Genomic DNA, 16,702 nt, shown 5'->3' on the forward strand with positions numbered 1-16,702 from the left:
GTTATTTCGGCACCTCGAGTTTGTAGCCGACGCCCCACACCGTAGTGATCATCGAAGCGGCATCCGGCGACACCTTGTTGAGTTTCTCCCTGAGCCGTTTTACATGGGTGTCCACCGTCCGCAGGTCCCCGAAGAATTCATAGTTCCAGACGTCCTTCAGAAGCTCCTCCCGCGAGAACACCTTGTCTGGCGAGACGGCAAGGTAGTGCAGCAGCTCATATTCTTTGGGCGTCAGCGCAACTTCCTGCCCGCCTGCCGTCACGCGGTGAGCGTCATGCTCGATGACCAGGTTCGGGAACACGATGTTGTTGGAAGAATTCACTTCCTTCGACAGATAGGCCGTAACGGAAGAGCGGCGGAGAATCGCTTTGACCCGGTAGATGACCTCACGGGGAGAGAACGGCTTCACGACATAATCGTCCGCGCCGGACTCGAAGCCCTGTACACGGTTCGTCTCCTCGCCTCTGGCCGTGAGCATTATCACCGGCGTCGATTTGACCTGGCGCAGACGGGCGCAGACTTCGTTGCCGTCGATGCCCGGCAGCATCACATCGAGAAGAATGAGGTCATAATCGGTTTCAAGCGCCTTGCTGAGTGCCGTCTCCCCATCCTCCGCTTCGTCGATGCGGTAATTTTCCTTTTCCAGATACATGCGGAGAAGCCTGCGGATCCGCTCCTCATCGTCCACGACCAGGATGTTCATTTTCACTTCCGACATAGTTCAGCCTCATTTCACTGTAATGGGTCGGGGCCCTTACGTACCCGAGTACGAATGCAGGCCCGCAATAACCAGGTTTACGCCCACTAGCGTAAACATCACCACAAGGAAGCCGATGACCGACAGCCAAGCCGACGGCTTGCCCTGCCAGCCACGGGACAACCGGAGATGCAGGTAGGCGGCGTAGAACAGCCAGACGATCAGCGCCCATACTTCCTTGGGGTCCCATGCCCAGAAGCGGCCCCAAGCCTCATGGGCCCAGATCATCGCGAAGATCAGCGCGCCGAGGGTGAAGATCGGATACCCGATGGCGATCGCCCGGTAGGCGATCTCGTCCACATCGTCCGGATCGACGCCCCGGGTCAGAGGCTGGAGCGCCGCCCCCAGGGGCTTTCGGGCGATGAGCCGGAGAATGCCGTAGAGGATCACCCCGCCGAGCACCGCCCAGATGACGGTGTTCAGCTTCCTGCCCGCATTGGCGCCGTGCATCCATGACGGCGCTTCGAAGAGCGGCGAGGTCATACCGAGGAACGGCTGCATCTCCGTCGTCTTGCTCTCAAACGGCTTAACGATCGGCGGCAGCACATATTTGACCTCCTGCCGGACGACCTGCTCCGAATTGTCCGGTGCGAGCATCTTGACTTCCGTTTCGAATTTGGCGCTGTAGCCTGCCGCATTGAAACCGAAGATCGAGATGACGAAAGCGGTAATGATGACCAGGGTGAAGATCGTAAATTCCACCCCGCGCTGCTCGCGGCGCTCCTTGACGCCCGTGGAGGAGAAATTCACCGCCTGAAGCAGGTACATCAGCCCGCCGGCAAAACCGACGGCGAAGAATGCCTCGCCGAGTGCCGCCGTAGTGACGTGAATCTTGAGCCAATAGCTCTGCAGCGCCGGGATCAGCGGCTGGATCTCCCGCGGAAACACGGAAGCATAAGCAATGATGATAATGGCGAGCGGCAGCGCGAAAATGCCGAGCACCGCGCTGCGGTAGATCATGTACACCACGATGAACGCGAGTACGATCATCATGGCCAGCATGGTCATGAATTCGTACATGTTGCTCGTCGGAATGTGCCCCGCCTCGTACCACCTGGTGAAGAAGTAACCTAGGTGGCACAGAAAGCCGATGATCGTCAAGACCAGCCCGCCCCGCCCCCAGCGGCGCGTATAACCGTCCGGATCCTGGACTTGCACGGATTTGCGTCCCGTCACGGCAACGACAAACCCGAGCATGGCCAGTCCGTACACTATAAAAGCAATCAGCAGTAACGTGCTGCTCACGAAGGAATCACCTTTCTCTCCAGCGTCTTGGGATCAACCTCGATCCCCGTCTTGCGCAGTACCTCGGACACCTCTTTGCGGATGCCGTACCAATTCTTGTTCGTATGGGCCCCGAGGGCCAGGCGTCCTCCGTCGATGCGCAGCCAAATGCGCCGGTGGTGCCAATAGAAGCCCATCGTAAGCCCGATCATGGAGATGGCAGCCCCCACCCAGATGAACGGCATCGCAAGGTCCACGCGGATGTTCAAGTACGATACGTACTCGGATATCTCAACATCCTGCATGGAGCCTACCGAGAGCTCCAGCTTGTCCGCCAGCGCCCCGTTGATCGCATCCTGCTGGAAGTTCGCCTTATCCACCTGTCTCGGGAAATACATATATGGCTCCCCTTCCGGCTTCAAGCCCGGACCGGTAATCGTGAATACGAATGCCGGCATCTTCGGTTCCTTGGATTTGGTCAGCGGGGTCCCTTTGTCGCTCAGCCCGAATTCCGGGAAGTACGCCTGCAGCTTAAGCAGGTACGGCCCGGCCCGGTACTCGTCTGCGGGATTGGCCATCGGCAGCTGGAACGAGCCGTAATTCTCGCCGGTCACTTTGTTCTTCAGGGACGGCTTGACCGATATCAGCATCGGTGAAGGCTTGAAGTCGAACTGGTAGGCAAGCAGCCCCTTGTACTCCAGCGGCTTGTTCACGATGATGTCCTGGCGGTGTACCTCGGTCAGCACGGGCTCCTTGGACGGATCGTCGCAGTCCTGCGTACAGCGGTAGAGGACGGCCTTCGTCTCGTACACCTTCGGGACATCCTGCCCCTTGGCACGGAACTCGTCCGACAGCTCCTCCGGCTTGTAGAACTCGAGCGTGAACTTCTCGTTCTTGAGATAGTAATCGGTTTCGGGAATGTGCACGGTCTGTCCTTCCGGAAACGCCAAATGCTGGTCCATGTGCCAGCCCGGGATGCTCCTCATGAGGACGGCGCCGAGAAAGATGATTAACCCGATATGATTGATATAAGGCCCCCACCGGCTGAACCGGTTCTTCTCGGCGAGCAGCGCCTCTCCATCCGTATGTACCTTGTAGTGCTTCTTGCGCAGCGCCTGCGCCGCCAGGTCTGTCCATGCGGCTGCCGGGTCAGCCCCTTCCGCCGCTTCGGTCCGGGGGATATTCCCTGAGAAGGTTACCTTCTGGCGCGTAATGAAATTCAGATGCTTGCGGATCTGCTGCTTGCTCAGCGCCCTGTACAGCGGCAGTACGCGGTCCAGCGAGCAAACGACGAGCGAGGTGCCGATCATGAACAGCAGCGTGATAAACCACCACGACTCGAACGTATGGGACAAGCCCAGGATGTAATACCATTCGCCCGTCGTCCCGTAGTTGTCTTTGTAGAAGGACGGGTCGAAGTTCAGGAAGGTACTCTCCTGCGGGTAGACCGTTCCGAGAGCCGAACCCAGAAGCGTGAAGATGATGAGATAGATGGCAACCTTGACCGAAGAAAAAAAGTTCCATACCCGGTCAAGCACGCCCGGATTCGTCCGTTGGGATCTGCGGGCGACGCCGTCGTACTTCATCTCGAGCGGCTCGCTGCCCTCATCCTCCTGCAGCGGCTTGCCGCAGGATTCGCAGAGCAGGGTGCCGACATGATTCTGGTGGCCGCATTCGCATTTTGTGTTGTGAATCATGTGCCCTCCCGTGTGCGCTCTCCGTTACTGACGCCTCCCTACCGTCCTGGCCTGGAGGCGGAAGGATCACCCAACGCCGAAGCCCCGTCCGCGTGTTGCAGGGCGGCGGGCTGACGGCGTCGTGTGCTGGCGCACACACTCTATTGTTGTGATAATAAAGAACCCAATGTCCGTTCGATGAACGGCTCGTCCATCTCTCCGACCTTGATGGCTGCAACGGTGCCGTCCCCATTCAGGAAGAATGTGGTCGGATATTCCTTCACCCCATAGCGCTTGCGCATCGTCTCGTCCTTGTCGAATAGGATCGGGAAGGTAACACCGGTTTCTTTGACGTAGTTCTCGACGGCGACCTTGGGCTCGTCCAGATTCAGCCCCAGGATCGTGACTTTGTCGCCCCACTTCGCATGCTGGCGCTCAAGGGCGGGCATTTCGTTGCGGCACGGCTCACAGAACGTGCCCCAAAAATTGACCACTACCGGCTTGCCTGCATAATCCGAGAGAGTGTGCGTTTTCCCGTCGAGGCCGAGCAGTCTGAACTCCGGCGCGGCGCTCCCGGCAACCGGCTTCACCTCTTTAGAGAACAAGTTGTTTGCGAGGGTTAATCCGCCGATGACCAGGATCACGGCCAAGATGCCGAATTGGACCCACTGCTTATGTTTTCCCATGATCCCCCACCTTCAAACGGCTCATACTGCAACACTATTATTATAACGAAATGAGTTACTTCCTTTTATTCACCTTTTTGAATTTTATGTGACCGGGCCCCGGGCTTGGCGCTCTTGATCTCCCGCTCCCCAGCGGTCTTGTCTTCCCGCTCTCCTGCAGCCAGTGCACTCGCCCTTAGTTCTTCCACTTCATCTTGGGTCAGGAAGCGGTAGCGTCCGCGGGGCACGCCAGTGAGCTGAATCGGACCGAACTGCACCCGCTTCAGCTTGTTCACCGGGTGGTGGATCGCATCGAACATGCGCCGTACCTGGCGGTTGCGGCCCTCGTAGATGGTGATTTTGACGACAGCCTGGTTGTTCTCCTGATCAACGTCTTGGTACTCCACCTCGGCCGGAGCGGTCATTCCGTCTTCCAGCTTGATGCCCTGGCTCAGCTTGTCGAGCTGGGAGCCATGGGGTACGCCCCGCACGGTAGCCAGGTACGTACGCGGCACGTGATGCTTCGGATGCGTGAGCAGGTGGGCGAATTCGCCGTCGTTGGTAAGCAGCAGCAGCCCTTCCGTATCATAATCCAGCCGGCCGATCGGGTAGATGCGCTCTTTGATGTCCTTGAAGAATTCGGTCACCGTCTTGCGGCCTTCCGGATCCTGGGCGCTCGTAATCACGCCCTTCGGTTTATTGAACAGCACGTAGACTTTGTTCTGGCGCCGGATGGAACGTCCGTCGACTTTGATTTTGTCCAGTGCCGGATTCACTTTGACGCCAAGTGTCGTGACCACCTCATCGTTCACCTGTACGCGTCCTGCGGTAATCAGTTCTTCACATTTGCGCCTCGAAGCCACACCGGCCTCGGCCAATACCTTTTGCAATCTTTCCATTCGTGGTTTCACCTCAAGCTAATGATAACGATCCTTGGGGGAAATCACAAGCTGGGACCATGGAAAAAAAGCCCCGGGGCAGGAAACCGTGTGGGGAAAGATGTCGTCCGGCTGGAACTGGTGCGCCGAGGACAGGCGGAGCACCAGTTTGCCCAGCACAAAAAACTGCTCCGTCTCCTCGGGAGATAGCTCGGTCCTGCGAGCGGAGAAGTCCCCTTCCAGACAGATGTGGATGTAAAGGGGATCGGTTTGTTCGGAGGCGGGAAGGATGGAACCCTGCTTGGTGATGAAGTAATCATACCCTCTGCCGTTGATCGCCGGACAGACGGAATGATGAATGACAATGCCGTGGAACTGCATGCAGCTCACCTCTTCGGAGTGGACTGCTCACAGTATATGCCTTGGAATAGGCGGGGGTGTCTAACCGGGGAGGGGACTTGAAGGCATGCGAGGTTACATGAACACGAGATAACAGATCGCAATGGAAGCGATGAAGCCGACGGCATCGGAGATGAGACCTACCTTGAGCGCATAGCCCGCCTTGCGGATCCCTATCGCCCCGAAGTACACCGTGATAACATATAACGTGGTGTCCGTACTGCCCTGAATGGTCGATGCGATCCGTCCGACCATGGAATCGGGGCCGAACTGCGAGATGAGATCCGTCGTGAACGCCAGGGAACCCGCGCCGGTAATCGGCCGCAGAAAAGCCAAAGGGATGATCTCGCTCGGTACGCCGATCTCCTCGCACAGCGGCTTCAGCCAGCCGATGAACAGATCCATGGCGCCCGAAGCGCGGAAGACGGAGATCGCCACCATCATACCGACCAGATGCGGGATGATGCGGATGGCAGTGTCGAAGCCGTCCTTGGCCCCGTCCACGAAAGATTCGTAGACGTGCACCTTGCGGTAGGCGGCGTAGAGCGGGATGAACACAATAATGACGGGAATCGCCCAAGCGGATATGACATTGACGAAATCGTACACGGGTGCTCATCCTTTCAACGGCGGAATGGGCTTGGCGCGTCTGCGGTACCATTTGTCCACCCAGATAGCGGCCAAAGTGGAGATGAACGTGGCGATGAGCGTCGTGCCGACGATCTCCGCCGGATTCGCGGAATCATAGCTCATCCGGATGGCGATCAGCGTCGTAGGCACCAAGGTGATGCTTGCCGTGTTCAGGGCGAGCAGGGTGCACATGGCCGGGGATGCAATGTCCTTATGGGGATTGAGGCGCTGCAGCTCCTGCATCGCCTTAATCCCCATAGGGGTAGCGGCATTGCCAAGTCCGAAAATATTCGCGCTCATGTTCGACATGATATACCCGAGGGCCGGATGGTTCCTAGGAATACCGGGAAACAGCCAGCGCACGATCGGACCGAGCAGGCGCGCCATAAGCTGCAGCAGCCCAGCATCCTCCGCGATCCGCATGATGCCGAGCCAGAAGACCATGATGGAGATCAGCCCGAAGCAGACGGTCACCCCGCTCTTCGCCCCGTCGAACACCGCCTCCGTAACCAGCTCGACCCGGCCTTGAAAGGCAGCGACGACGAATCCCGCCACGATGAAGAACAGCCAGATGAAATTGACCATATCCGCGCCTCCCCCTCTCTAGTCCGTCTGTCCGGTGAACAGCACCCGGGTCAGCGCCTCCAAAATATAAAGCCAGCGGCCGGCCTGTGACTCTCCCTGATAATCGGTCTCCTGGGCGGAGAAGACGGAATTCTCCTTCCACTGCAGGCGCGGACTATCCTTGGCCACCAGCGGAACGGCACCTATCACCTTGCCGTTCAGCAGGAAATCAAGCCTACCTGCCTCCCCCAGGCGGTAGGAGGTCGAAAGCGGATCGTTCAGCACCGGCTGGCGCGAAAACTGGCCGCGTTCCTTCTCTTCCGCCGCGTACCGCAGCCCTGCTCCAGCCACGAGATCCGTTCCTTCGACCGGTTCGCCTTTGCCGATCAGGCCGAACAGAGGATAATGACGGAAGCCGTAATCGAGCAGCCGGCCGTGGTCGATCCAGTCATTGGGGTCGTTCAGGGTCACAACCGCCAGCTGCTGTCCTCCGCGGGTAGCCGAGGACACGAGACAGCGCTTCGCAAGCTTGGTATACCCCGTCTTGACCCCGTCCGCCCCTTCATAGAAGTTCAGCATCTTGTTCTTGTTGAGCCACGTGTAATCCCAAGACTCATTGGGATTCGGCACCTTCTTGACCTTCGTCTTGACGATCTCCCGGAAGACGGGATTGTTCAAGGCATAGGCAGCCAGCTTGGCCATATCGTTGGCCGTGGAATAATGCTCTTCTTCGTCGAGGCCCGAAGGGTTCTTGAAACTTGAATTCTTCATGCCGATCATCCGCGCCTTCTCGTTCATGAGATAGGCGAAGCCTTCCACGGATCCGCCGACATGTTCGGCGATGGTCGTAGCGGCATCGTTGCCCGAACGCAGCATCATGCCGTACAGCAGATCCTTCAGCACCATCTCCTCGCCGAGCTTCAAATAGATCGAGGAGCCTTCCTTGCCGTAGGCATTCTTGCCCACTTTGGCCTTGTCCGACAGCGTCCCGTGCTCAATGGCCACAATCGCCGTCATGATCTTCGTCAGCGAAGCGATCCGCATCTTCTTGTCCCCCTGGGAGCTGTGCAGGATCCGTCCCGAAGTGACATCGATCAAGGCCGCGGCTTCAGCGCTCGTGGAGATGCCCGGGGCAGCCGAGGCGGTATACGGCAGGAGCGTGCCGGTAAAAACCAATAACAGAGCGAGCAGCAGCAGACTTCCTCTTCTCATCGCGATCCTCCCACATCAAAGCCGGTCCCTGGAGCAGCGTGTCCCCTGCCCGGTTGGGCAACAGCATCTTCTCCGGTCCTATCTTGTACATGTATATGCTTGTCATCCGGCGATATGAATTGGGTTTGGGACAGCCTGCATCTTACTCTGTCCGGAACAATAGTCAAAAGCCCTGCACCTCGGGGAGGGGCAGGGCTTGGGGGGAGAGAAGGCAGGCATTCGTTCCTTCGTTATGAGACCTCCATAGGTGCGATACAATCGGCTGTGTCGTTCTTCACGTTCCCTACTTTGGGATCGACCGGGTAGCTCCGCATCGATTCGGCAGGATACGGCTTCAGCAGGGGAAGAAGCTGGCTCTCCTCCTGCAGGCTGCGGCTCAGCCAGAGGCGCTCCCCTTCAGGCTCCAGGATCACCGGCATCCGCTCATGGACGCCGGCCACAAGTTCATTCGCCCGCGTGGTCAGAATCGTGCACGTGTGCAGCTTACTTCCGTCCGCGGACAGCCAGGTGTCGTACATCGCAGCCATGCCGAACAATCCGCCCTCTGCGAGAACGAACCGCATGGGCTGCTTGCGCACCCCGTCGTTCTTCCACTCGTAGAAGCCGTCGGCTGGAATGAGGCACCGCTTGCGCTTCAGCAGCGACCGGAAAGCCGGTTTCTCGGCCGCCGTCTCCGATCTGGCATTGATCATCCGGACCCCCGACTTCTCATCCTGTGCCCAAGTGGGGACAAGCCCCCAGCGCAGCTCGCCAAGCCGGTTCGCCGCACGGGTGCCATCCGAAGCATCCCCGCCGATAATCGCCGGAATATACTGGCCCGGCGCAACATTATAACGAGGCTGGTACGCCCCGGGGCGCGGATCCAGCATAAACCGCAGCAGCAGTTCTTCCCAAGTGACCGTTACCGTGAATCGTCCGCACATGACCCCTTCCTCCGTTCCCCACAGCCTATTCAACTTCCTTGTCTTCACTATAATTCGGTGGGCGGCGCAAGTAAAGCGGGACCTCCACTCCACTTGTAAACTATAGCTTACAGCACAGCGCGCGACCAGCTTCCCGACTCCTCCACCCCACCGTATCCAGTCTATGATATCAGCGAATCGCCCTTCCGCGCGAGCCGCTCGTACCGCAGCTGCCGCTCCATGTCCTGGGCCGCCATCGGCTGGCCGAACCAATATCCTTGCATGCTGTCGCAGTGAAGCTCACGCAGCCGTTCCAGCTGATCCGGGGCTTCGACTCCCTCGGCGACCACTTGCATCCCCCGCCGGTGGGCCAGCCCGATCAACGCTTCCACCATCCCGAGCCGGGTAGGGCATTCGCCAAGGGACGAGATCAACCTGCGGTCCAGCTTCAATTCATCCGCCGGCATCTGCTGAAGAAAACGGAGCGAGGCCGTTCCTGAGCCAAAATCGTCAAGAGACAAGCGAAGCCCCATTGACTTCAGCTCCTCCATTCTCCCCCATACGGACATATCCGCTTTGTGCCCGACTTCCTCCGTCAATTCCAGCTGTAGACGCTTCGGCTCCATACCGGTATCGGCCAGGATCCGCCGGAGGCTGTCCAGGAAGCCTTCTTCGCTGAATTCCCGGGCCGAGATATTGACCGACATGGGTACAGACGAGACACCCATCTCCTCCCAGCGGACATGCTGCCGGCAGGCTTCCCGCAATACCCATTGCCCGATAAATGTCATCAGCCCGCTTTCTTCCGCCGCGGAGATGAATTCCGCCGCCGGCAGAAGGATTCCGTCCCGGTTCCACCGGAGCAAGGCCTCTACCGCCAACATCTCCCCGGTCTTCGCGGACAGGACAGGCGCATAATGGAGCATGAATTCGTCTCTCTCCAGCGCGAGCTTCAGGCGGGCTTGCAGCTTCGACTGCCGCTGCAGGGACGCCTCCATCTCCTCCGTGTAGAATTGAAAATGATTCTTGCCATTCTGCTTCGCCTGATACATCGCGGCATCCGCATGCTTCACAAGCGAGTTCGCGCTGCTTCCGCCGGTAGGGTACATGGCAATGCCGATGCTTGGCGTTACAGACATGTCTCTGCCCATATAATGGAACGGACGGGCCAGCGCCTCGATCATTCGGGCGGCGACCCGCGAGGCGGTACCGGGCGTGATGCCGCTGAGCATAATGATGAACTCGTCTCCGCCCTGACGGGAGACCACATCTTCCTCCCGGACACACGCCTCGAGACGGCGGGCGACTTCCTGGAGCAGCATATCGCCGCAATCGTGGCCGAACGTGTCGTTAATTTGTTTGAAACCATCCAAATCCAGGAACATGACCCCCAGCATCTCCTGAGTACCGCCGGAGCAGCCAATAGCAGCGGTAAGCTTATCCTGCAGATGAGAACGGTTCGGCAGACCCGTGAGCGGATCCCGGAAGGCGCTTTGGCGCATCCGTTCTTCGGCCAGCTTGCGGTCGGTAATGTCGCGGATGAAGGCGGTGAACATCGGACGGCCGAGCCCTTTGGTCCGGGTCATGCTTATTTCCACCGGGAAAACACTCCCGTCGGCACGCCAGCCGGTCGACTCCATCCTCCGGTCCAGCAGAAAGGCAACGGCCTCCGGCACTGATGGGTCCGCCGTGCTGCCGGATCTTCCGTATTCGGCCGGGTCTTCAGCAACTCCTCCTATGCCGGGTGTAAGCCCCAAGAGATCCGCCATCTCGAGACAGACCAGCTCTTCGCGAGAATATCCGAAGATCCGCTCTATCATCGGATTGCATTCTATAATACTGCCGCGGGAGTCGATGGTCAGGATCCCATCGATAGCGGACTGGAGCATGGCCAGCTTGACTGCGTCTCCCTCCCTGTACCGGCGGTCGAGGAAGTATCCGCGGATCACAATGATGCTCAGGAAAAATATCGTACAATTCGCGAGAATGATGCCAAGCATGTAATCCTGCAGATACGGGGATTGGGGCGGGCCTGCCCCATGCACATGTGACGAGGGGGCAATGGTCATCGCCTCCAAGCCAAGGTAGTGCAGGCTTGTGATGGCAAAAGCCATACAAAAAGAACTGCCCATCCGCTGCAGATAAGAGATGGAGCCAGTCTTTCTTGAGGGCCGGAAGCCCAAAAGCAGGGCTCCTGTCATCCCCACCACTCCCGTCAGGGCCGAGAGCAGCAGGGGCAGCCAAAGATACTGCACGCCGGTCATCAGCATAGCGGCCATTCCGATGAAATGCATGCCGGACGTACCCGCGAGCAGCAGAAAGCCGCACTCAGCCAGCTTCCGAAAGGCAGGCATGGGCCGCCCCACAAACGAAAACCCGCCCAACGAGCAGGCCACCGCGAAGAGGGCCGATAGAACCACCAGCCGGGTATCATAGATTACCGACACGGGAAGCGGATAGGCCAGCATGGCTACAAAGTGCATCGCCCAGATGCCTAATCCCATAATCAGTGCCGCACTGCAAAGGTAGAATCCGCGCAGGCGGCCGTGCACATCACCCTGCCGGCGCGCGAGATCGAAGGCCGAATAGGAGGACATCAGAGCGACGAGGAAGGAGAGGAGAACAAGATACATATGATAAGTTCCAGACATGGTGAGCCCTCCAAGGATTAGCGGTAGAATCGGCGGCCTGTAGCAATGCAGAAAGCGCGTCCGTGCGAGGGTAGTGCTTATGACTCGGATGCCCGGCAATCTCCGGAATGCGAACCAATACAAAGAAGACCACCCTTCAACAAGAGCAGCCGTCGATCTTAACCTATTACCGGAAAATCGGTTTCTTCTCGGTAACCCAGCGGTCATTGCCCGCCTATAGCGGACTTTAGATCTGTGGCTTTGCGTCCCCACTTTTCAGTGAGTTTGCCTTTATCTCAGTTATGTATGTTTGTAGTACTTTCTCACCTATAGTAGCATGCTGGGGAAGTATAGTCTATCACTTTTATCCTAATTTCATATGAAAATAATAGAACTTTTGAACCATATGGTAACATTAACATTTATAGCATCTCGATAAGATACATGAGCATCATCCTTCTTTAAGGCCCATGCCCATGTAAAAAAGCCGCCCCCTAGAGGAGCGGCTGGTCTGCCAGTATTAAGGCGCTACACAATAAAGTTCTGATTCTCGATGTTGTTGGTTACCGTCGTCGAGCCCGAGGCTGCGCTAGCGGAAGCATCGGAAGCTCCCGACTTGCTGCTGCCGTTCTTCATCATCGACTGGATCCGGTCCACTACCTGCGGCGCCGAATCGATCAAACGCTCAAGCAGATGCGTTTGATTATCGAGCGGCACGATTTTCACTCCCTGTTTGCCGACGACAAGGAAGGCTATCGGCGTGATGGATACACCGCCGCCGCTGCCGCCGCCAAAAGGCAGGGAAACTGAGGCATTGTGCGCTTCATGGCGCGTAATTCCCGGAGCATGAGGCTCGTCTGCCGTAACGAACTCGCTTCCCCCCGCCGCAAAACCAAAGCCCACCTTACTGATCGGCATAATAACGCTGCCGTCCGGTGTCTCAACGGGATCACCGACAATCGTATTGACGTCGACCATTTCTTTGATATTTTCCATGGCCGTTTTCATAAGTCCTTGAATCGGATGTTCTGTCATCGCTGTTCCCTCCTGATCAGAGTTGTGTAGACTGACTAGCCATTCGTTAGGCTTCCCTCGAAGCTCCGGCCGTATTCCCTATTATGCTTCTGGCGCGGCGAATGGCATGCGGCTCACGATGGCTTCAGAAGGACGTTGCGCCAAGCGCGCAGACCGCCTTTGATTCTCAGGATGCGCAGCAGCAGCTGAACGCCCGCCGACAAGACATACCACATCCGGACCCGGAAGCCGCAGACCCCTTCCACCAAGATGACTTTCTGGTTAAAGGCGGGAATGACCGCTAGCTTCGGCTGGGCCTGGAGGGGGATGAACCGGAACAACAAGCCGAGGATCGAGGTCTTGACGCCCCACAGCGCGCCCGCGAGAAAAGCTGTCTCCGCCGCATCTCCTATGCCGACGGATGTTCTCCACTCCATCCGGGTGCACCTTACGTGACAGAGCATATTCCGCAGCCACTCGTTAAAATGAAAGCAGTTCTGCAGCAGCGTCATGATATTCTCGTAAGCGTCTTTAATTTTATCAGGACCGATCTTCTGCCGCTGTTCGCCTACCAGCCGTTCCGCATTCTCATTCACCTGCTCGGCATGGATCTCCAAGCCTTCCTGCAGGTTTTTGAAGCGGATCAGCGGAATGGAAAATTTCAGGTGAACGATGCCGAACAATGCTTTGGCATAGGCAGAGATCTCATCATCTTTGCCCTGATGCCTGAATGTGATCTGCAGCGTTACCTGACTCAGCACCAAAGCCGCGAGAACGGCGAGAACCGCCGCGGCCACCCAAGTCCACATCATCGAATTGGTTCCTCCCCTTGCCATGAACAATGCGTTGCAACACAAAAAACTCCCGATTCCGGAAGCAGCCGCTTCTTTTCCTCAGGAGTTAGTGTAGCCTGATCTGTTAAAAACATGCGCTTAGCCCGGTTATTGGCCGGCCGCCACGTCATCGAATGTGATCTGCTGGCCTTCGAGCTTCTCGAAGAGCAAACGTGTCTCTTCTTCCAGATTCTCGTCATCTTCGAAGAGCGTCGTCTCCGGGAGATCACCGATGGTGCCGAGCGCGAAGTAATCGAGAAACGCTTTGGTGGTCCCGTACAAGATCGGACGCCCGGGGGCATCCGCACGGTCTACCTCTTGAATCAAATCTTTGGATACAAGGGTCTGCAGCGCCCGCTCGGCCTTGACGCCGCGAATCTCCTCGATCGCCACCCGGGTGATCGGCTGTTTGTACGCCACGATGGCCAGTGTCTCCAGCGCGGCTTGGGACAAGGAGGAACGGGAAGGCGAGTGGGCGAGCCGCTCGAAGTAAAGCGCATGATCCGGAACAGTCGTCAGCTGGAACGTACCGGCCAGCTCCACAATCTGGATGCCCCGTTTCGCCCGGCTTAGATCCCGCTGCAGATCTTTGACGAGCTCCCTCACAAAACCGGCATCATGCTCCAGCACCTCAGCCAGCTGCTTGGCGTTCAGTCCTTCATCCCCCGCCACAAACAGCAAGCCTTCAATAACTGATTTCATCTGCCCAGAATCCATTCGCCTTTCCATCCTCTCTTGCCTGTATCACGATGTCGTCAAACAGCTTGTGCTGGTAACACGTTATCTTTTTCACTTTCATAAGCTCGAGCAGAGCCAAAAATGTGACTACGATCGAATCCTTGGATGCCTCCTGCTCCAGCAGCCTCGAGAAGAAGACCGGCCCGCGCTCACGGGCTAGCAGGTCAACGACCTGGAACATCCGGTCCTTCACCGAGATTTCGTCCTTGCGGATGCGGGCCACAGAACTGCGGCTCTCCATTCTCCGCATCGCCTTGCGGAAAGCGCGGACAAGGTCGGCAACATGCAGCCCCTCCACTGGATTCTCCGCCAGCACAGGCGCATACGGTGTCAAATCCTCAGGCTCGCGCGTATAAATCAGGCTCCGCTCCGCTTCCTTGTCTCGCAAATGCTCGGCGATCGCCTTGTATTTGCGGTATTCGATCAGCTTGGCGACGAGCTCTGCGCGGGGATCGTAATCCTCATCCTGCATATAATCGTCGAAGTCCAGATCGAGCACCGGCGGTTTCGGGAGAAGAAGCTTGCTCTTAATGGAGAGCAGCGTCGCCGCCATCACCAGAAATTCGGAAGTCACCTCGAGCTCGAGCTCCTGCATGGCTCCGAGGTATTCCATATACTGATCCGTAATGTCCTTGATCGGAATGTCGTAGATATCAACTTCCGCTTGATCTATCAAGTGAAGCAGCAAATCAAGGGGGCCCTCGAAGGTTTCCAGCTTTACCGTGACTTTCACTTGTGTCTGTTCCCCCCTACTGCTCAGGGCCTTTATGATCCGATTACTTCGTGAATTGTTTCGTGAGGTTGGCCATCTCGATCGCGCCAACGGCAGATTCCCAGCCCTTGTTGCCGGCTTTGGTACCCGCCCGCTCGACCGCCTGCTCGATGGAATCGGTCGTGAGCACACCGAAGATGGTAGGCACGCCGGTCTTGAGTGCGATCGCCGCTACGCCCTTGGCCGCTTCGCTGCACACGTAATCAAAGTGCGGCGTAGAGCCGCGGATCACCGTGCCGAGCGTGATGACCGCATCGTATCGCCCGCTCTCGGCCATCTTCTGCGCGATCAGCGGGATTTCGAAAGCACCGGGTACCCAGGCGATTTCGATCTCGTCTTCCTGTACGCCATGCCGTTTGAGCGCGTCCAGCGCCCCGCCGAGCAGCTTATTCGTAATGAATTCGTTGAACCTTCCTACTACAATACCGTAACGGAGTCCCTGAGATACCAAATGTCCTTCGTATACTTTCGCCATATGCCTCTAACTTCCCTTCCATGAGTGAACAAAATTTTTAGATGTTAAATTCCAGCAGGTGCCCCAGCTTGCTGTGTTTCGTACGGAGATAGCCCGTGTTGTCTTCGTTCTCCTGCATTTGCAGAGGCACGCGCTCCTCCACCTGGAGTCCATAGCCCTCCAGCCCGCGGATCTTCCGAGGATTGTTGGTCATGAGCCGGATCCGGCGGACGCCGAGGTCCCTGAGGATCTGCGCGCCAATCCCGTACTCGCGCAAATCCGCGGCAAACCCAAGCTTCAGATTCGCGTCTACCGTGTCAAGGCCTGTTTCCTGAAGCTTATAGGCTTTCAATTTGTTGATGAGTCCGATGCCCCGGCCTTCCTGCCGCATATACAAGAGCACGCCTTCGCCAGCTTCCTCGATCTGCTTCAGGGCCGCAGCCAGCTGGGGACCGCAGTCGCACCGGTGCGAGTGGAATACATCGCCGGTGAGGCATTCCGAATGTACGCGCACCAGTGTCGGCTTGGAACCGTCGATGGTCCCTTTGACGAGGGCCACGTGCTCCTTGTTATCCACCTCGTTGGTATAGGCTACAGCCTGGAACACGCCGAAGTCCGTCGGCATCCGCACCTCGACCTCGCGCTGCACAAGCTTCTCTTCACGGTTGCGGTAGGCGATCAACTCCCGGATGGTAATGATCTTAAGATCATGCCGGCGCGCGATCTCCATAAGCTCGGGTACCCGGGCCATCTCGCCGTCTTCCTTGATGACTTCGCAGATGACCCCGGCCGGATATGCGCCGCACATGCGGGCCAGATCCACCGCCGCCTCGGTATGGCCCGCGCGGCGCAGGACGCCGCCCTTGCGCGCCACGAGCGGGAACATGTGGCCAGGACGCCGGAACGCGTGCGGCTTCGTAGCCGGATCGATCAGCGCCTGTACTGTGCGGGAACGCTCCGATGCCGAGATGCCGGTCGTTGTCTCGACTGCATCCACCGATACGGTGAAGGCCGTGCCGTGGTAATCGGTATTGCGGGCCACCATCGGGGGAAGGTCGAGTTCCTCCGCCCGCTCTTCGGTAATCGGCACGCAGACCAGCCCGCGCCCTTCCTTGATCATGAAGTTGATGACTTCAGGCGTCGATTTCTCGGCTAACGCAATGAAATCCCCCTCGTTCTCGCGGTCTTCGTCATCCACGACGATGATCACCTTGCCGAGCCGCAAATCGGATATCGCTTCCTCAATCGTGTGAAACCGCAGTTCACCGGATGGATCGTGCTCTTGCCTGCTTGCCATGGGCTCCCGCCTCCTTCAGTTTGGTTTCTCTCTCTCCTCATGCTTCACTGGCAGCCG

The 16,702-nt window shown here is 57.8% G+C and carries 17 protein-coding genes and 1 riboswitch; all 17 genes read right to left on the reverse strand.

Translation table 11 applies throughout. The features are described from left to right. Position 1: 1 nt before the first annotated feature. Positions 2–718 carry a response regulator transcription factor gene (locus tag O9H32_RS13890; protein ID WP_269866707.1) on the reverse strand — a complete coding sequence of 239 codons (717 nt, stop codon included), beginning with the start codon at positions 716–718 and terminating at the stop codon, positions 2–4. A gap of 36 nt (positions 719–754) precedes the next feature. Next, positions 755–2,002 (reverse strand): cytochrome c biogenesis protein CcsA, encoded by a 1,248-nt coding sequence (gene ccsA, locus O9H32_RS13895; RefSeq protein WP_269866708.1) that lies wholly within the window; start codon positions 2,000–2,002, stop codon positions 755–757. Next, on the reverse strand, positions 1,999–3,678 hold the full coding sequence (gene resB / locus O9H32_RS13900) for a cytochrome c biogenesis protein ResB (protein ID WP_269866709.1): 1,680 nt from the start codon (positions 3,676–3,678) through the stop codon (positions 1,999–2,001). Before resB ends, ccsA begins: the two co-directional genes overlap by 4 nt. A gap of 140 nt (positions 3,679–3,818) precedes the next feature. Beyond that, positions 3,819–4,343: a redoxin domain-containing protein gene (locus O9H32_RS13905; RefSeq protein ID WP_269866710.1), complete on the reverse strand. Its 525-nt coding sequence runs from the start codon at positions 4,341–4,343 to the stop codon at positions 3,819–3,821. A gap of 65 nt (positions 4,344–4,408) precedes the next feature. Next, entirely contained in the window at positions 4,409–5,221 is an 813-nt protein-coding gene (locus O9H32_RS13910; protein ID WP_269866711.1) for a pseudouridine synthase, read from the reverse strand. A gap of 18 nt (positions 5,222–5,239) precedes the next feature. After that, entirely contained in the window at positions 5,240–5,581 is a 342-nt protein-coding gene (locus O9H32_RS13915) for an N-acetylmuramoyl-L-alanine amidase (protein WP_269866712.1), read from the reverse strand. A gap of 93 nt (positions 5,582–5,674) precedes the next feature. Beyond that, positions 5,675–6,208 carry a spore maturation protein gene (locus O9H32_RS13920; protein WP_269866713.1) on the reverse strand — a complete coding sequence of 178 codons (534 nt, stop codon included), beginning with the start codon at positions 6,206–6,208 and terminating at the stop codon, positions 5,675–5,677. A 6-nt stretch (positions 6,209–6,214) separates the two neighbouring features. After that, entirely contained in the window at positions 6,215–6,814 is a 600-nt protein-coding gene (locus tag O9H32_RS13925; protein WP_269866714.1) for a nucleoside recognition domain-containing protein, read from the reverse strand. Between the two features lie 18 nt (positions 6,815–6,832). Next, on the reverse strand, positions 6,833–8,005 hold the full coding sequence (locus O9H32_RS13930; RefSeq protein WP_269866715.1) for a D-alanyl-D-alanine carboxypeptidase family protein: 1,173 nt from the start codon (positions 8,003–8,005) through the stop codon (positions 6,833–6,835). 230 nt (positions 8,006–8,235) lie between these two features. Further along, positions 8,236–8,928, reverse strand: a complete 693-nt coding sequence (locus O9H32_RS13935) for an SOS response-associated peptidase (protein ID WP_269866716.1) — start codon at positions 8,926–8,928, stop codon at positions 8,236–8,238. A 161-nt stretch (positions 8,929–9,089) separates the two neighbouring features. After that, positions 9,090–11,558: an EAL domain-containing protein gene (locus O9H32_RS13940; protein WP_269866717.1), complete on the reverse strand. Its 2,469-nt coding sequence runs from the start codon at positions 11,556–11,558 to the stop codon at positions 9,090–9,092. Between the two features lie 187 nt (positions 11,559–11,745). Then, positions 11,746–11,837, reverse strand: a riboswitch (cyclic di-GMP riboswitch). Positions 11,838–12,065: 228 nt separating this feature from the next. Beyond that, a complete protein-coding gene (ytfJ, locus tag O9H32_RS13945; protein ID WP_269866718.1) occupies positions 12,066–12,572 on the reverse strand; it encodes a GerW family sporulation protein in 507 nt (168 codons plus the stop codon). Between the two features lie 113 nt (positions 12,573–12,685). After that, positions 12,686–13,363 carry a DUF2953 domain-containing protein gene (locus tag O9H32_RS13950; RefSeq protein WP_269866719.1) on the reverse strand — a complete coding sequence of 226 codons (678 nt, stop codon included), beginning with the start codon at positions 13,361–13,363 and terminating at the stop codon, positions 12,686–12,688. A gap of 129 nt (positions 13,364–13,492) precedes the next feature. Continuing rightward, on the reverse strand, positions 13,493–14,101 hold the full coding sequence (scpB, locus tag O9H32_RS13955; protein ID WP_269866720.1) for an SMC-Scp complex subunit ScpB: 609 nt from the start codon (positions 14,099–14,101) through the stop codon (positions 13,493–13,495). Continuing rightward, entirely contained in the window at positions 14,070–14,855 is a 786-nt protein-coding gene (locus tag O9H32_RS13960) for a segregation and condensation protein A (protein WP_269866721.1), read from the reverse strand. The genes scpB and O9H32_RS13960 overlap by 32 nt, the downstream gene beginning before the upstream one ends. Before the next feature lie 43 nt (positions 14,856–14,898). Next, complete coding sequence (ribH, locus tag O9H32_RS13965) at positions 14,899–15,369, reverse strand: 6,7-dimethyl-8-ribityllumazine synthase (RefSeq protein ID WP_269866722.1); 471 nt, start codon at positions 15,367–15,369, stop codon at positions 14,899–14,901. 37 nt (positions 15,370–15,406) lie between these two features. After that, a complete protein-coding gene (locus O9H32_RS13970; RefSeq protein ID WP_269866723.1) occupies positions 15,407–16,645 on the reverse strand; it encodes a bifunctional 3,4-dihydroxy-2-butanone-4-phosphate synthase/GTP cyclohydrolase II in 1,239 nt (412 codons plus the stop codon). Between the last annotated feature and the right edge of the window lie 57 nt (positions 16,646–16,702).

It is taken from the genome of Paenibacillus caseinilyticus (genome assembly GCF_027533645.1).
Lineage (GTDB): Bacteria > Bacillota > Bacilli > Paenibacillales > NBRC-103111 > Paenibacillus_G > Paenibacillus_G caseinilyticus.

Bases quoted from the DNA above. Each gene is read 5' to 3' on its own strand.
- O9H32_RS13890 (WP_269866707.1), bottom strand. From the start codon at position 718: ATGTCGGAAGTGAAAATGAACATCCTGGTCGTGGACGATGAGGAGCGG.
- resB (WP_269866709.1), bottom strand. From the start codon at position 3,678: ATGATTCACAACACAAAATGCGAATGCGGCCACCAGAATCATGTCGGC.
- O9H32_RS13905 (WP_269866710.1), bottom strand. From the start codon at position 4,343: ATGGGAAAACATAAGCAGTGGGTCCAATTCGGCATCTTGGCCGTGATC.
- O9H32_RS13910 (WP_269866711.1), bottom strand. From the start codon at position 5,221: ATGGAAAGATTGCAAAAGGTATTGGCCGAGGCCGGTGTGGCTTCGAGG.
- O9H32_RS13915 (WP_269866712.1), bottom strand. From the start codon at position 5,581: ATGCAGTTCCACGGCATTGTCATTCATCATTCCGTCTGTCCGGCGATC.
- O9H32_RS13925 (WP_269866714.1), bottom strand. From the start codon at position 6,814: ATGGTCAATTTCATCTGGCTGTTCTTCATCGTGGCGGGATTCGTCGTC.
- O9H32_RS13930 (WP_269866715.1), bottom strand. From the start codon at position 8,005: ATGAGAAGAGGAAGTCTGCTGCTGCTCGCTCTGTTATTGGTTTTTACC.
- O9H32_RS13935 (WP_269866716.1), bottom strand. From the start codon at position 8,928: ATGTGCGGACGATTCACGGTAACGGTCACTTGGGAAGAACTGCTGCTG.
- O9H32_RS13940 (WP_269866717.1), bottom strand. From the start codon at position 11,558: ATGTCTGGAACTTATCATATGTATCTTGTTCTCCTCTCCTTCCTCGTC.
- ytfJ (WP_269866718.1), bottom strand. From the start codon at position 12,572: ATGACAGAACATCCGATTCAAGGACTTATGAAAACGGCCATGGAAAAT.
- O9H32_RS13950 (WP_269866719.1), bottom strand. From the start codon at position 13,363: ATGATGTGGACTTGGGTGGCCGCGGCGGTTCTCGCCGTTCTCGCGGCT.
- scpB (WP_269866720.1), bottom strand. From the start codon at position 14,101: ATGGATTCTGGGCAGATGAAATCAGTTATTGAAGGCTTGCTGTTTGTG.
- ribH (WP_269866722.1), bottom strand. From the start codon at position 15,369: ATGGCGAAAGTATACGAAGGACATTTGGTATCTCAGGGACTCCGTTAC.
- O9H32_RS13970 (WP_269866723.1), bottom strand. From the start codon at position 16,645: ATGGCAAGCAGGCAAGAGCACGATCCATCCGGTGAACTGCGGTTTCAC.